The sequence below is a fragment of the Sphingobacterium sp. 18053 genome, assembly GCF_902706145.1.
In the GTDB taxonomy this organism is placed as follows: domain Bacteria; phylum Bacteroidota; class Bacteroidia; order Sphingobacteriales; family Sphingobacteriaceae; genus Sphingobacterium; species Sphingobacterium paramultivorum.
This window is the reverse complement of sequence record NZ_CACSJW010000002.1, coordinates 104841-120251: the sequence shown is the minus strand read 5'-3', so window position 1 is coordinate 120251 and position 15411 is coordinate 104841. Positions and strand designations below refer to the sequence as shown.

General features: G+C 41.4%; 12 protein-coding genes. 4 read left to right on the top strand and 8 right to left on the bottom strand.

The window, feature by feature from the left end; all coding sequences use genetic code 11:
• Positions 1 to 70: 70 nt before the first annotated feature.
• Positions 71 to 1141 (bottom strand): branched-chain amino acid aminotransferase, encoded by a 1071-nt coding sequence (locus GVK91_RS04635; protein WP_046672808.1) that lies wholly within the window; start codon positions 1139 to 1141, stop codon positions 71 to 73.
• A gap of 325 nt (positions 1142 to 1466) precedes the next feature.
• Between GVK91_RS04635 and GVK91_RS04630 the strand changes: the two genes are divergently transcribed.
• Positions 1467 to 1625, top strand: coding sequence for a hypothetical protein (locus tag GVK91_RS04630; protein WP_153845703.1), 159 nt, complete (start codon positions 1467 to 1469; stop codon positions 1623 to 1625).
• Between the two features lie 192 nt (positions 1626 to 1817).
• On the opposite strand, the gene GVK91_RS04625 is transcribed toward GVK91_RS04630, so the two are convergent.
• The 3 genes from GVK91_RS04625 to recJ all read right to left on the bottom strand — a co-directional run bounded on the left by GVK91_RS04625 (position 1818) and on the right by recJ (position 5944).
• Positions 1818 to 3332, bottom strand: a complete 1515-nt coding sequence (locus GVK91_RS04625; protein WP_153845702.1) for a GH3 auxin-responsive promoter family protein — start codon at positions 3330 to 3332, stop codon at positions 1818 to 1820.
• Positions 3333 to 3353: 21 nt separating this feature from the next.
• On the bottom strand, positions 3354 to 4088 hold the full coding sequence (gene lptB, locus GVK91_RS04620; protein ID WP_028072074.1) for an LPS export ABC transporter ATP-binding protein: 735 nt from the start codon (positions 4086 to 4088) through the stop codon (positions 3354 to 3356).
• Positions 4089 to 4243: 155 nt separating this feature from the next.
• On the bottom strand, positions 4244 to 5944 hold the full coding sequence (gene recJ, locus GVK91_RS04615; protein ID WP_153845701.1) for a single-stranded-DNA-specific exonuclease RecJ: 1701 nt from the start codon (positions 5942 to 5944) through the stop codon (positions 4244 to 4246).
• Positions 5945 to 6058: 114 nt separating this feature from the next.
• Here recJ and GVK91_RS04610 point away from each other — a divergent pair, with 114 nt between their 5' ends.
• Positions 6059 to 6841, top strand: coding sequence for an MBL fold metallo-hydrolase (locus GVK91_RS04610; RefSeq protein WP_159727237.1), 783 nt, complete (start codon positions 6059 to 6061; stop codon positions 6839 to 6841).
• Positions 6842 to 6889: 48 nt separating this feature from the next.
• Here the strand turns inward: GVK91_RS04610 and GVK91_RS04605 are convergent, their stop codons facing one another.
• Positions 6890 to 8512, bottom strand: coding sequence for a RagB/SusD family nutrient uptake outer membrane protein (locus GVK91_RS04605; RefSeq protein ID WP_153845699.1), 1623 nt, complete (start codon positions 8510 to 8512; stop codon positions 6890 to 6892).
• Between the two features lie 13 nt (positions 8513 to 8525).
• Positions 8526 to 11555 carry a TonB-dependent receptor gene (locus tag GVK91_RS04600; protein ID WP_159727235.1) on the bottom strand — a complete coding sequence of 1010 codons (3030 nt, stop codon included), beginning with the start codon at positions 11553 to 11555 and terminating at the stop codon, positions 8526 to 8528.
• A 525-nt stretch (positions 11556 to 12080) separates the two neighbouring features.
• Here GVK91_RS04600 and GVK91_RS04595 point away from each other — a divergent pair.
• The gene (locus GVK91_RS04595) at positions 12081 to 12560 is read left to right on the top strand and encodes a cation:proton antiporter regulatory subunit (RefSeq protein ID WP_046672804.1); all 480 of its coding nucleotides are present in this window, start codon (positions 12081 to 12083) and stop codon (positions 12558 to 12560) included.
• Positions 12561 to 12563: 3 nt separating this feature from the next.
• A complete protein-coding gene (locus tag GVK91_RS04590; protein WP_159727233.1) occupies positions 12564 to 13805 on the top strand; it encodes a cation:proton antiporter in 1242 nt (413 codons plus the stop codon).
• A 99-nt stretch (positions 13806 to 13904) separates the two neighbouring features.
• On the opposite strand, the gene GVK91_RS04585 is transcribed toward GVK91_RS04590, so the two are convergent.
• Positions 13905 to 14234, bottom strand: coding sequence for a metal-sulfur cluster assembly factor (locus GVK91_RS04585; protein ID WP_046672802.1), 330 nt, complete (start codon positions 14232 to 14234; stop codon positions 13905 to 13907).
• Positions 14231 to 15400 carry a glycosyltransferase family 4 protein gene (locus GVK91_RS04580; RefSeq protein ID WP_153845696.1) on the bottom strand — a complete coding sequence of 390 codons (1170 nt, stop codon included), beginning with the start codon at positions 15398 to 15400 and terminating at the stop codon, positions 14231 to 14233. Before GVK91_RS04580 ends, GVK91_RS04585 begins: the two co-directional genes overlap by 4 nt.
• Positions 15401 to 15411: the final 11 nt, after the last annotated feature.

Genomic DNA, 15411 nt, shown 5'->3' with positions numbered 1-15411 from the left:
ACGGATATAGGCAATAAAAAAAGCCTTTGTTATTATTAATAACAAAGGCTTTTCTATTTCATTTTGGAAATTACTTTACTAAATAGTTCCATCCGAATGGATCTTCTACTTTGCCATAGCGCAAGTCGTTGAGGTAATTCAAAACACGATTTGAAAACTCGCGGCCCTCTACTGGTGGCAAGTGATAATCTTGTCCTTCAAAACCGATACGGCTGATATCGGTAATTGTGGCTGCCGTACCAGCTGCGAAAGCTTCAGTTACTGTACCGGCTTTAATACCGTCAATTAGTTCTTGAATAGATACCTTTCTCTGCTCGGCTTTATAACCCCATTTCTCCGCCAATTCCATAATTGTACGGCGTGTTACACCGTGTAAGATTGTATCACCATGTGGTGTAATAATCGTATCTCCAATGCGGAAAATAAGGTTTGCCGTACCTGCTTCTTCAATATATTTATGTTCAGAAGCATCTGTCCACATAATTTGGTCATAACCTTCGTCATTGGCCAATTGTGTAGGGTAAAGCGATAAGGCATAGTTACCTGCATTTTTAGAAAAACCAACACCACCTTCTGCTGCACGCGTATAGTAGGTCTCAACTTTTAAGCTGATTGCTTTGCTGTAATACGCGCCTACAGGACCAGTGATAATGATAAATTTGTATGACTTTGAAGGGTGTACACCTAATGCCGCTTCTGTTGCGAACATAAAAGGACGGATATACAATGATGAACCTTCTTTTGCCGGGATCCAGTTACGGTCGATGTCCAATAGTTTGCTTAGGCCATCCATAAAAATCTCCTCAGGTACCTCCGGCATTTGAAGACGTGCGGCAGATTTGTTGAATCTTTCCCAGTTTCTGTCCGGACGGAAGATACTCACTGTTCCATCTGCAAATTTATAAGCTTTGATTCCTTCAAAGATCGCTTGACCATAATGTAAAGCGGACATCGAAGGACTAATACTGATATCTCCATAAGGGACGATGCTGACATCTTTCCATTCACCGTCATCATAGTTTGCGACCAGCATGTGGTCGGATAAAATCTTTCCGAATTTTAGATTGTCGAAATCTACTTGCGAGAGTCTTGAATTTTGAGTTGGCTCTACGCGAATTGAATAGTTCTCTGTCGCGTTCATCTTATTTTTTAATTACTTAGGCTAAGTTAGGAAAAAAATGAAATATAAGTTGCACGTATACCCGGATAATTTACCCGCTTTGATATGCCTTTTATTTCGGACAGTTGTTCCCTATTTTACTACACTTTTTTTTGAAATGGAAGAATTTTACTTCATATTTCTCGGCTAGCCCGTATTAATAATTAAATGTGTTAATTTTTTATTAATTAACACGGTGATTTGATATTGTGGCATAAAGTTTGGCTATACAGAATGCGGTCCTATAGATGGGCTTTTTGGTCCGCAGTAACGCTATAAAATCACTTATCATAAAAATAAACTTAGTATGGAATTGACTCACAGTCTTAACAAAAGTAGTGAAGTAGCATCAGGCGATAATCGCTCAGTGTTACAGGGTGAAGTTGAAGTTCAGAAGAAAGGTATTTCTATGAATTTTATCCTTGGTTTTTTTGTTTTTTTATATAAAACGGCAATTAAACCTTAACAAACCTCCATTATAGTCTAAGCTTTCTTGAGCTTATCAATTAGACGAACTCACAGCAGTTCTTTAAAACAACAAAATTCAGCAATACGAGATTAGCCAAAATAAGGGAATCCAAAAATTTTGGCTAATCTCCAGCCGGAGACCACCCTATTATTCGGTCAGTATGTGGAATTTTTCATTCGGTACGCCGTATTATTCGGCTAGTATTTTCAATAGCGGGTCGAGATATTCGCGACTATTGCTCAATCTTGGAACCTTATTTTGTCCACCTAGCTTACCTCTTGATTTCATCCATTTATAGAACGTATCTTCGGGTGCATTGTGTACAATAGGCGGTCGGAGCGCCATATTCTTAAATCGTTTGGCGTCATAATCCGAATTGATTTCACGGAGTTTAGCATCCAATATTTCACAAAAACGCCTAAAATCATTGGGTTGTTGTTCAAATTCTATCACCCATTCATGTGCTCCGGCTTCGGCATCTTTAAAATAGACAGGCCCAGCAGTATAATCTTTTATACGAGCCTGTGTCAACTTGCTCGCTTCGGCCAGAGCCTGTTCGGCGTTGTCAACAATAACCTCTTCGCCAAAGGTGTTAATGAATTGTTTGGTACGTCCGGAGATCTGAAAGCGATAAGGAGATAATGACGTAAACTTGATGGTATCTCCGATTTTATAACGCCACAAACCAGCATTAGTTGAAATGATCAATGCATAGTTTTTGCCAAGCTCCACCTGATCCAAACGTAAGGTTGACGGATTTTCTTCGTGCATTCGCTCAGTAGGTAAGAATTCGTAATAAATACCATAATCTAGCATAAGCAGAAGATCTTCCGAATCCGACTGATCTTGTAAACCAAAATATCCTTCTGAGGCATTATAATTCTCTAGATAATACATATTGTCAGAAGGGATCAATTTTTGGAATTGCTCGCGATAAGGTTTGAAGCTCACTCCGCCATGCCCATAAAACTCTAGATTTGGCCATACTTCCAGTAGGTTGTCTTTGCCTGTAATCTCAAGAATACGTTTGGCCATAACAATATTCCATGTCGGTACGCCAGCTAGGCTCGTTACGTTTTCTTTGAGTGTAATTTGGGCAATCTGCTCAATTTTCTCTTCAAAGTTTGGGTTTAAAGTAACTTCCATATTGGGCGTTCGCTTAAATTCTGCCCAGAAAGGAAGGTTACGGATGAGGATTGATGAAAGATCGCCGTAGTAGGAATCCGGACTGAAATTGTTTATTTGTGAGGAACCACCAATAACAACAGATTTTCCTGTAAATACGCGATTTTCGGGTCTATTATGGCAATAGATTGTAAGCATATCTTTACCACCCTGGAAGTGACATTCTTCGAGCGCTTCCTCACTAACGGGAATAAATTTGCTACGGTCAGATGTGGTACCTGAGGACTTGGCAAACCATTTGATATCAGAAGGCCACAGGATATTCTGTTCGCCTTTTATCATGCGATCAACGTAGCCCTTGATATCATCATAGTCCTGTATAGGGACGCGTTCTTTGAAGATTTCTGGCGTTAATATACTTGTATAATCGTATTTTTTTCCCCATTCCGTAGCTTCAGCAGTGGCAATTAAACTTTGGAACCATTCTTCTTGTACATCGTGTGGGTATTTCATGAAAAGTTCAATCTGGTGAATTCTTTTTTTCATGAACCAAGTAAAAATGGAGTTTAATAAGGCCATAGGGGGGAGATTCTTTAATCTTTAAAATTTTTTCCTTCTTAATTCAAAATGTCGACCGAGATAAAATTTACGGGCAAGCTCATTATCTGCAATTTCCTCAGGGGTACCCGTCAACATAATCTTTCCTTCGGTCAGGAGGTAGGCCCTGTCCGTAATAGATAGGGTTTCCTGTACGTTGTGGTCGGTAATTAAGATGCCGATATTACGGGTTTTGAGCTTGGCTACGATCGTCTGAATTTCTTCTACGGCGATTGGGTCAACCCCTGCAAAAGGTTCATCCAAAAGTATAAAAGATGGATTTGCAGCTAATGCTCGCGCAATTTCGGTACGTCGACGCTCACCACCGGATAACAAATCACCCCTGTTCTTGCGGACACGGTGTAGGCTGAATTCTGTGAGTAGTTCTTCCAGTTTTGCCAAACGTTCTTCTTTATTCGGATAGTGGATTTCTAATACAGCCAGGATGTTGTTTTCTACGGAGAGCTTCCGAAAGACCGATGCTTCCTGGGCGAGGTAACCTATCCCGCGTTGGGCACGTTGGTACATCGCATCCTGTGTAATCTCCTGATCGTCGAGGAATACTTTGCCTTCATTGGGCTTGATAAGACCAACAATCATATAGAATGAGGTCGTTTTTCCTGCCCCATTAGGACCTAATAACCCGACAATCTCTCCTTGTTCCACATGGAAGGAAACATTGTTGACAACGGTGCGCTGCTTATATTTTTTTATGAGATGTTCTGCCTTTAAAATCATCTTCGTGGAGTGTCTTGTGTTATATGTATCTGTTCAATAGGACTACTTAAGAACCCTCACCATTCTTTCATGCCTGGTATCTAATCCAGTATGAGGGTTTTATGCCTGACCAAATCTTGTGTAAATATATTTAATATCTTCTTACTATTGCAATACTAATACTTAATCCCTTTGATGTTTAGCTGTAAGTTTCTTTTGTTGCGCCACACATTCTCTTCAATGCTGTAACAGATGTCGAAACTTTGTCCGGAATTGATATGTGTGATATGTTCTGCCAGTCCAAAACCGATACAGTCAAATGAAGGAGAGTCTTCTTGAACAACGGTCATCTTGAGGTGATTCGTGCCTACAATAAAGGCTTGTCCTACTGCATTTATCTTTTTACTGAGGAAAATAGGAGATTCATTTTGGGGGCCGAAAGGTTCAAACTGCTGGAGAATACGGAAGAACTTAGCGTCGATATCCTTCAACGCTAGCTTAGCATCGATCAAAATTTCTTGGGTCAGCATTTCAGGACTGATACGTCGCGATACCACTTCCTCAAAACGATCTTGGAATAGGGTGACATTATCTAAGGACATCGTTAGTCCGGCAGCATATTTATGACCACCAAATTGCTCCAATAGATCGGCGCATTCGCTTAAGGCTTCATACAAGTCAAAACCTAGTACCGAACGGCAGGAACCTGCAATATGACCATTTGTTTCGGTCAATATAATCGTCGGACGGTAATATTTTTCGGTCAGGCGGGAAGCTACAATACCAATGACACCTTTGTGCCAGTCGGCTTTATACAATACAGTGGATTTGCGGCTTTTAAGTAGGGCATTGTCCTCAATGAGTGCCAGCGCTTCTTCTGTTATTTTGAGATCAAAGTCTTTACGGACATTGTTTTGATCGTCAATGCTCGAACTAAAGTCTTTGGCTTCTTGTAGCGATTTGGAAATCAAAAGCTTGACGGCATCTTTGGCATGGTCTATTCTTCCCGCAGCATTAATGCGTGGGCCGATCTGGAACACAATGTCATTAACTGTAAAGATCTTCGTTCGATTATTTGATAAGTCAATCAGTGCCTTTAGTCCGACGCAGGGATTCGTATTAAGTTTAATAAGGCCAAAGTGGCTGAGTATTCTATTTTCACCGGTAATCGGAACAATGTCCGAAGCGATACTCACGGCCACAAGATCCAAAAATTGATAGCAGGCATTGATATCCATGCCGTTGGTCAATATAAAAGCCTGAATAATCTTAAAGCCGATTCCACAACCTGAAAGTTCTTTATAGGGATATTCACAGTCTGCACGCTTGGGATCTAATACGGCATAGGCTTTGGGAAGTTCTTCACCGGGAAGGTGGTGATCGCCAATGATAAAATCAATTCCTTTGCTATTTGCGTAATCTATTTTATCGACGGCCTTGATACCGCAGTCCAAGGCAATAATTAAGCTGAAACCATTTGCTGCGGCATAGTCGATGCCTTGTGTGGAGATGCCATAACCTTCGGCATAGCGGTCTGGGATATAAAACTCCAGCTGGCTATGAAATTCCCTAAAAAAACTATAAACAACGGCTACCGCTGTGGTACCGTCTACGTCATAATCTCCATAGATCAGAATTTTTTCTTTGTTGCCGATGGCTTGGATAATACGGGTGATGGCTTTCTCCATGTCCCGCATCAAAAATGGATCGTGCAAATCCGATAATTGAGGTCTAAAAAACTGCTTTGATTCGTCAAAAGTCTCAATTTCTCTGCTCACGAGCAACTCTGCCAATACAGTGTTGATGTTTAATTCCTCGCGCAGTTTGTTGGTTATTTTGACATCAGTTTTAGATTTTAGTACCCACCTTTTTTGCATATCTTTGCACAATATTTTAAGTGTAAATATACGTTTTAAGGCTGGACTTACCTAATTCCTAAACCCGGTATTGATCCGCTGTTGCTTAACGTGCATATTCCCAATGTTTTAAATATGGTGCAGGCTTATTCTTTATATGAAGGTTCTTTTTCCGTAGACAAGAGTAGAAAATTTATTCCCTTTGATCCACTTCTAGACGACCCTAAGGACCGACCGGGGGCGATGTTTATCCATGTCCATCCCTTCTTGATCCAAACTAATGCCGGACTTGTTCTCTGTGATACCGGCCTTGGCTATACCGATGACAGTGCTGTGCTACAGCTGCATCATAATATCCGTAAGGCTGGCTTTAGACCCGAAGATGTAAAATATGTACTGATGTCCCACCTTCATAAGGATCATGCCGGTGGGATGGTCACATTTGAAAACGGAACTGGACGTATCGCATTTCCTGAAGCCGAATATATTGTTCAACGTGGGGAATGGGAAGACGCCTATTCAGGGATCTCCAGTTCATACAGGACCGAGATTTTTGATGTGATTCAACGCAGTGGAAATTTGGTACTGGTGGAAGGTGAAGGAAAAATAAATGATGAAATCAGCTATGCGCTCAATGGTGGACATACCGCGCATCATCAGGCATTTCATATTCAAACGGATGATCAGCACTATTTCTTTGGCGGAGATGTATTACCTGAGCCTGAAGAAATTTTCCATAATTATGTCGCCAAATATGATTTTGATGGTCGGCGCTCCAAAGCCTTGCGTCAGGAGTATTGGGCAGAAGGCGCGCCAGCAGGCTGGATTTTTTTGTTTTATCATTCTAAAAATATAACCATTGGCCGTAGTCAGATCCGGGAAGATGGAACCTATAAGCTGGTTAACGCAAAGTTATAAAGTAAAAACCTCCATGACCTTTTGGGAACATGGAGGTTTTTGGAAGGTTTAGTATCCCGGATTTTGTGGGAAGGCTGCACCAGTGTTACTGTCAATAACTTCTTGTGGAATAGGCCAAAGAATAAATTCTTTTTTCACCACATTTTTTGATTGTGTGTTTAATGTTTGCACACGGCGTAAAAAGATATCCTCACCAAAACGGGCAAGGGTCATACGGCGCATTTCCTCACCAATAAGCTCCCGGGCGCGTTCGTCGAGAATCAAATCAGCATTGATTGCTGTGGCATCGATTAATGACGCTTTTGCACGGGCACGGACAGCATTGATGGCATCTTTAGCTTGTGCCGGTTTATTGGCGCGCCAGTATGCTTCAGCCAATAGTAGGTAAGTCTCTGCCAGACGTACTTTCACACGGTCCTTCATATTTCCTTCAAATGCAGGATCAACAGCTGTCTTTCCGTAGAAAAATTTGGTTGTTGTCGGGAATACATTGCCTGATTCTTTGATGGCGTCGGTAAGTACGATCTTCTTGCCATAAAGTTCAGGGACGGAAGGATCGTTATAATACCAATCGCGTTTGATATTGAAAGATGAATTTCTGACATCTTGTTTTTCATAACTATCCAGCCACCATTGATAAGGGCGTACGTGCCCAAGACCTCTTCCACCAAGTGAGTCGGCCAAAGCAAATCCTTTTTGTTGTGAATAGAAAGGCACCCAGGCACGTTTACTCCAATCCGTGTAGCGGTCGCCGCCGCCTTGTGTATTGTATTCCAATTGGATGGCCCAGATCGTTTCTTGATTGCCGGAACCGCGATTTTGATTGTTTTCGATAAACATATCGTGGAAATAATCCCCGGGTTTATCTTTTTCGGCACCAAAACGTTGATCGTTCAATTTAAAGTAGCCACTTTGAATAACTTTGTTGGCAGCTTCTGCAGCTAAATCTGGCTGTCCAGCTTCGATATATGCTTCTGCCAGGTAGTGTAAAGCAGCCCATTTCGTCAATTTACCTTCCTGAATTGTTCCTGGATTGTCGGGCAGGTTTTCACTTGCATACTTCAGGTCTTCAATCATGTGCGTCAAGATTTCAGCTTTCGGTGTACGCGTGAAATCGCGACGGGGTGTTTCGGATACCTTGTCCACCCAAGGCACATCGCCGTACAGGTTAACTAAGTAGCGATAACTATAGGCGCGGAAGAAACGGGCCGTTGCTTCCACACGTTTTGGATCGTTGTCCTTGTCTGTCCAGCTAATACCATCCTTTTTTAAAGCCTCGAGGATGGTATTGGTATTACCAATAAATCCGTAGGCATATTTCCAATAATTGCGGACATAAGACGAAGCAGGATTTAGCGTATAATTGCTGAATGGAGCCAATGTAGCGTCTGTACCTGTGTTTTTGATAGCAACGATATCTGTTCCGACCTGTAGTGCCTCCTGTGGAGTTGCTCCTTGGGAAAAGATACTACCGTTCCAGGTCAGGAATTCCATGCGGGCATAAGAGTATAAACCATTTAGTCCAGTTTCGAAGCCTTTCGTATTAATATAGGTATTATCAGGTGACTGAAAGCTGCTGGTGTCTTCATTTAAGAAGTTCTTGCTGCAGCCTGTAAAAAGTAAGCTTAGGCCAGCTAGAATTGTATATAAAGTTGTATTTCTTTTCTTCATGATCTTGATGTGTTTAGAATTGGACATTTACTCCCAATGAGAATGTTCTCGCAACAGGATAAGGACTGGCAATATTTGTCGTTGTTGGATTACCTGTGGTCGAACTTACGCTCAATGCCTCTACGTTGTAACCTTTGATTTTGGAGAATGTATAGAGGTTACGGGCGTTAATAAATGCTTTAATGGAAGAGAGATTCAATCTTTTTAGAAAATCGCCATCAAAGGTATAGCCCAAGCTAAAGTCCCTAATTCGCCAATAGGATGAATTGATATAATACGTATGGTTATTTACAGGCGTGTATCCAGGGGATGGGATGTCTGTGTTTGTACGCTCCGGTGTCCAGTAAGGCATGTCAGCAAGATAATTGGCGCCGTTGTTAGGTAAGAAACGTTCGATGTTTTTGAAATCATCTATTTTCGTTCCACCAAATGCCCCATTCATAAAGAACGACAGGGAGAAATTTTTGTACGTGAAATCATTGCCTATACCGAGTGTATAAGGTGATATTTTGTTCCCCATCATGGTGCGGTCATTGGCATCGATTTTACCGTCGTTGTTGAGGTCTGCTAACTTGGCATCGCCAGGTTTCGCTTTAGGTTGATAGGAGTTTGCGATGTCTTCGCCCTCTTGCCATACACCAATGACTTTATAATCGTAGAAAATACGGATAGGCTTTCCGATTAACCAGGCATTGGTCAAATCATCTTTTCCATCAGCGCGCAGTTTGGTGATTTTATTGTTGTTATAGGCAAAGGTCGTATTTACATTCCATTGGAAATTGTCGTTTTTGACAGGTATGGCATTCAAGTTAACTTCTATCCCTTTGTTGGAAGTTTCACCGATATTGGTCAAAATGGTGTTGTAGCCGTTCATGACAGGGACCTGTTCACTTAATAAAAGATCCGATGTTTTTGAGGAGTAGTAGTCGATCGTTCCTGAAAGTCTATTTTTGAGAATACCAAAATCCAAACCAAGGTTTAATGAAGCTGTCGTTTCCCAAGTTAGATTGCTTCCACGTCCATTGAAATTCATCACAAGTCCTTTGACTGGGTCAAGACCATAGATATAATCGACGTTGGTCAGACGGTCGTAAGTTTGATAAGGTGATACGGCCTGATTTCCATTTTTACCATAAGAAACACGAAGTTTTAACAAGTCGAAATAGTCCTGCACATTTCCTTCTTTAGAAACCACCCAGGCTCCTGCAACGGATGGGAAAAATGCATATCGGTTGTTTACAGAAAATGCACTATAACCGTCCGAACGACCTGTTAAGGTTAATAGGTAGCGATCCTTAAAGGCATAGTTGATTCTTCCCATGTAGGAAATCATCGCTGTATTTTGAAGGTTGGATTCGATCTTAAGATTTTTAGAGGCAGAAGCCATGTTGTTATATCCGGCATCTGATACAAAATCGTCTCCATTCATTCTTGAAGTTTTCAAATTTGTTTTCTGGGAAGAATAGAGGCCCACGACATTGATCTTGTGGTCACCAAAGGTACGGTCATAGGTCAAGAGATTTTCCCAGGTCCAGTCCCAGAAATGCTCATTGTAAATTGATCCGGTACCGTTGACACCGCGTCCTGTAACCGTATTTGAACCATAGTAGGAGTTTTCGTTAATATTTCGATAGTTTGTTCCGAAGGTGGTTTTGAAACTTAATCCTTCAATAGGGAGTTTCACATCAAGCCAAGTATTCGCATAGACCGTTCTTCTGGTCTGATCCCATTGGCCTTTTTCGTCTGCGAAAGGGTGTGCCCACAATGTTTGTGCGTACATCGGGTACGTTATAGCAGTTCCATCGGCATCACGGTTTTTACTGTAAGGGGAAAGTTTTACGACACTTTCGAGGTTAGGCTGTACGCCGTCACGGTTCCCTTGAGAAGCCTGCATGGTCATTCCTAGCTTTAACCAAGAGCTTAAACTTTGGTTGAGGTTTAGATTGACATTATATCTTTCGTAGGGCGTGTTTTTTACCACACCATCTTGATTTAGGTAGCTTACAGATGCATAGTAATCGGATTTATCCGTTCCACCCGAAAAACTGAGTTGATGTTCCTGAATGGGAGCGCCACTATTGAATACTTCGTCCTGCCAATTGACTTCTTCCCCTTTTTTGTATTGTTCCAATACGTTGGCAAAAAGATAATTTTCTGGGTTGAGCTGATCGCCGGTTTTTCCTTTCGAAGCCTGGTAATCACGCATAAATTGGATGTACTGTGGGCCGTTCATCAATTTAAGGCGGCGTTCTACACTTTGAACCCCAAAATAGCCGTTATAATTGATGCGTGCTTTTCCTGCTGCACCCTTTTTTGAGGTGATGAGGATAACGCCATTTGCAGCTCTTGAGCCATAGATTGCGGTGGATGAGGCATCTTTCAGTACCGAGATACTGGCAATTGTATTGGAAGAGATATCACCCAGGGAACCACTAAAAGGAATTCCATCCAGGATAATTAGGGGTGCATTGGAGGCCGAGATCGAGTTCTCACCGCGGATATTGATAGAAGCTGTTTCGCCAGGTTTGGCCGAGCCGGAATTGATCGCTAAACCAGAAATTTTACCTTGAAGTTTATCGACAACATTCGGTGAATTTATTCGTTCCAGGGATTTTGCTTCCACTGTAGCGATACTTCCTGTCAAATCGCTCTTTTTCTGTTTACCATAACCTACGACCACAACTTCATCCAAAACATCCTCGGATTTTGTCAAGGTTATTTGTGATGCTTGTGCTGCAGAGACTTCTTTCGCCGTAAATCCGATCGAGTTAAATGTTAGGATGGCACTTTTTGAACTGACGTTCAGTGAGAAGATACCGTCTTGATTGGTTGTAGTTGCTGCTGCTTTACCTTTTTCAGAAACGGTGACACCGCTTATTGGTTTCCCCGTTTCATCAACGACCTTTCCGGAGACGGCTTGCTGGAAGGGTGAACGACTGGTTATTGCAACCAAATTACGTGGATTTGCTACCCCGTAAATAGGTGCCGCTAATGACAAAATTGATAATGGTGTCAGAAGGATGAGATGACTCTTTTTGACCATAGGTGTGTAATTTAGATTCAGTAAGTGTTTAATGCGGCAATTATAAAGAAATAAAGCGTTGGCAATTCTATTGCTTCTTGGAACAAACGATTGCACGAACTACGAAAACGTTATAGAAATGGGGTTTTGTAATGAAAAATTGGAGCTAATGGAAGCTGATTTGTTCGCCTAGGAATTCCGATCGTTAATAACAGGTGTACGTCGAGCGATTTTATTGTTGTTCAGTTGTGTCATCAAGATGCCATACGTCGAAAAAAGGGATGAAATCGGTTAAAAGGGTCGTTTTTCTGCTCTTTTTTTAGTATTTTGGGGTAATTTGGTCTTTGTAGCCCATCCCGTCAGATACCAGCGGATTCGTTTAAGATTGATTTTTTGGGTAAATTTGTGTTTTAGTAGCTAAGGGCTGATGCTGTTTTTTCTAAAAGTCTTTGTTTTTTGTTAGAAAGAACCTTTAGCTTGTTTTCGTAATTGTTGTAAACAACTTTATGAAGCTTATATTATTAGTATTTATTTAAATAGAAGATTATGTCTATTGTAAGAGAGTCCGATCTGATTGGAATTGGAAAAAAATTTCAAATTGAAACCGATGCGGGAGACAATATGGTTGTTGTTATCCATGACGATGGCAGACGGGAACTTTATCGCTATGATGACGAGGAACATGAGTCACGTTGCGTCATGACACTCAATGACGATGAATCTCGGCAGATTGCGGGTATTATCGGTGGTTTGTCCTACAAGCCTAAAGCTTTGGAGACAATTGAAGTTGCTTTGGACGATTTACGCATTGAATGGTACAAAGTGGAAGGCAAAAATGAGGGGGCAGGAAAGACAATTGGAGAGCTGGAAGTTCGTCAACGTACAGGTGCATCAATTATTGCTGGCATACGGGATGATGATACGGTTATCAATCCAGGACCGTCTTATTTGATTAGCCCAGGTACCACACTTGTCATTGCTGGAAAGAAGAATAATATTAAACTTTTGAAGGAAATTTTACTGTAATTTATGCTATCACATACCTTAATACTGGAAATTGGAATCGCTGTAGGACTTGTTGCCATTGTTGGCCTAATAGCCAATAAGCTTAAGTTTTCTGTTATTCCATTTTTCATTATTATAGGAATGGTTTTGGGACAGCACGCTCCACAGGTTGGTCTGGTGGATTTAACATTTACAGAAAGTAAACCCTTTATAGATTTCATGGGACGGTTGGGCGTATTATTCCTGCTGTTCTATCTGGGACTTGAGTTTTCGGTCAATCGCCTTATTAAATCCGGTAAAGCAATTGTCACAGGCGGGACAATTTACGTCTTATTGAACTTTACCTCAGGCTTGTTGATCGGATGGCTAATGGATATGCCATTTAAGGAGATGATGGTCTTATGCGGTATCATGACAAGTTCTTCCACGGCTATTGTTGCAAAGGTTCTTACAGATCTCAAACGCACGGCCAACCCGGAGACTGAGGTTATTATGGGGATGATTATGTTCGATGATCTGTTTATAGCGATGCATATCTCTTTCCTTTCGGGCTTGATACTGACAGGAAGCAGTTCTTTTTGGACGGTAGCAGGAACTTCCTTACTGGCCTTGGGATTTATATTGGCCTTTTTGATTTTGGGCAGAAAACTGGTGCCTGCGATTGATCGCTTATTGAAGGAGAAAACTTCTGAATTATTTATATTGATCATCTTTGCCTTACTGTTTATTGTGGCAGGTTTCTCTGAAACCATCCATGTTGCGGAGGCAATTGGGGCATTGATGGCTGGCTTGGTGTTAGCAGATTCGCAATACATCAAAAAGATTGAATCGATGGTACTGCCCTATAAAGATTTTTTTGGGGCAATGTTTTTCTTTAGTTTCGGATTGTCTATTGATATTATGTCACTTGGAGGGGCTGTATTTTGGGCTTCGATTGCAGCGCTGGTGACGGTGATGGGTAATCTTGCATCGGGGTATTTTGCAGCTAAATTTTCGGGCATGAAACCTAAAACTTCTTTTGATATTGGCTTTACGTTGTCTGCGCGGGGAGAGTTTTCCATTATCATGGCAAATATTGGTAAAGCAGGGGCTTTATTGCCCGTTATTCAATCCTTTGTGGTTGTATATGTTCTCATTCTTTCCATTGTATCCCCACTATTGACCAAAGAGTCCCGTAATCTGTGGAAATTACTTTTCGGTACGGATGCCAATAGCTCCAAGCCTTTGAAAAAGTTGAGTGATTTGGAAAATAATCAGACCACTTAGCGCTTCTGGATGATAGGGGTGCTCTTATATGAGTGGTCACAAACAAAGAGGATCCTACAATACTGTAGGATCCTCTTTGTTATTATGAGCTATTGAATTTTATAAAAACCCTAACTCTAGTTTTGCTTCTTCCGACATCATGTCTTTTGTCCAGGGGGGATCAAATGTCAATTCGACCAATGCTTCTTTGACACCTGCTACAGCAGCAACTTTTTCTTGAACTTCATTCATGATTTCGCCTGCCACGGGGCAGCCAGGAGCAGTCAGCGTCATTACAATCTTTGCAATACCCTCTTCCTTAGTAATGATTTCATATACAAGCCCCAAATCCACAATATTTGCGGGTTTCAGTTCAGGATCATAAATTGTTTCCAGTACAGCTTGGATTTGTGGCGCTAGACCCAGTTTATCTAATACAATGATACTCATTTATTCAATTTTTTATCGTGAATAGCGTTTTGATAGATCGCTAATAATTTCGCTTCATTTATTTCAGGAGTAAAATTACTAAAATAGTAAGCAATGCAGGTCTTTCTTATCTCATCTTTTTCATTTGTCGTTTTTGTACTCCACTCCCTTAAACATTGGATGATATCGTTTTTGTTGTGGGGATCGAAAGTTTGTCCTGTTTTGCCGGGGATAATCAGTTCGGGGAGTGGGCCTAGATTTGAGCAGAGCACAGCTGTTCCGACTGAATAAGCCTCAAGAATCGTGATCGGCATACCTTCAAAGCAAATCGATGGTACGAGTAGTGCCTGTGCTTTGGCTATAAGGGGCAGTATTTCTGACCTTTTTTTGAAACCGAGGTAGGATATATTCGGCTGGTTTTTAATGCTTCTCAAGACCTCATTTTCGAGCGGACCGCCACCAATTAGCTGTAGTTGAAAATCTGTGCCGATAAAAGTATCGATCAGATTCAATATCCCCTTTTCATCTGAAAGACGACCGACGTATACGAAGTAGGCCTGTGTACCCTCGGGCGCTATTGTGGCAGGAAAAACAAAGTTGGGTTTAATCTCGAATTTAGTAGACGGAAGGTGCAAGGTCGATTCAACGAATATGTTCTTTGCAAAGGAGCTTAAATTGATGTAGCGATTTACCTTTGCCCAAGTTCCAATTTTACGGTGAAACCAATAATTCAAAGCCAGAAGAAATGTTTTGACTGTGGAATTATTGAATGCCTTTTGCCGAATGGCCGTCCACGGAAACTCCTCTTGGAGTGAGTCTAGAAAGAGATGGTTGTGGTGGTACAGCGTCGCCGAAGGGCATAGTAAACGGAAGTTATGCAAGGTCATGACCTGGGGGATGCCGAGTTTTGCAATCGTACGAACGATAATCGGACCCGCTGCGTAATGGGTGTTGTGAACGTGAACGATATCTGGTTTGAACATCCGAATTATTTTTTTGACACGTTGAGCAGCGCAAATATTCCAAAAAGATCCTATTGTCTGTAATGCACCCTGCCAGCCCTTTTTATTTTGAAAGGTTAGCGTTTGGACCTCATGTCCTTGCGCGAGGAGGGAAGATTCCTGCTGAAATACAGTGTCTTCACCACCAGGATCTTGATAAAATGTATGGATAATCAGTATGCGCATAATAAAAGACT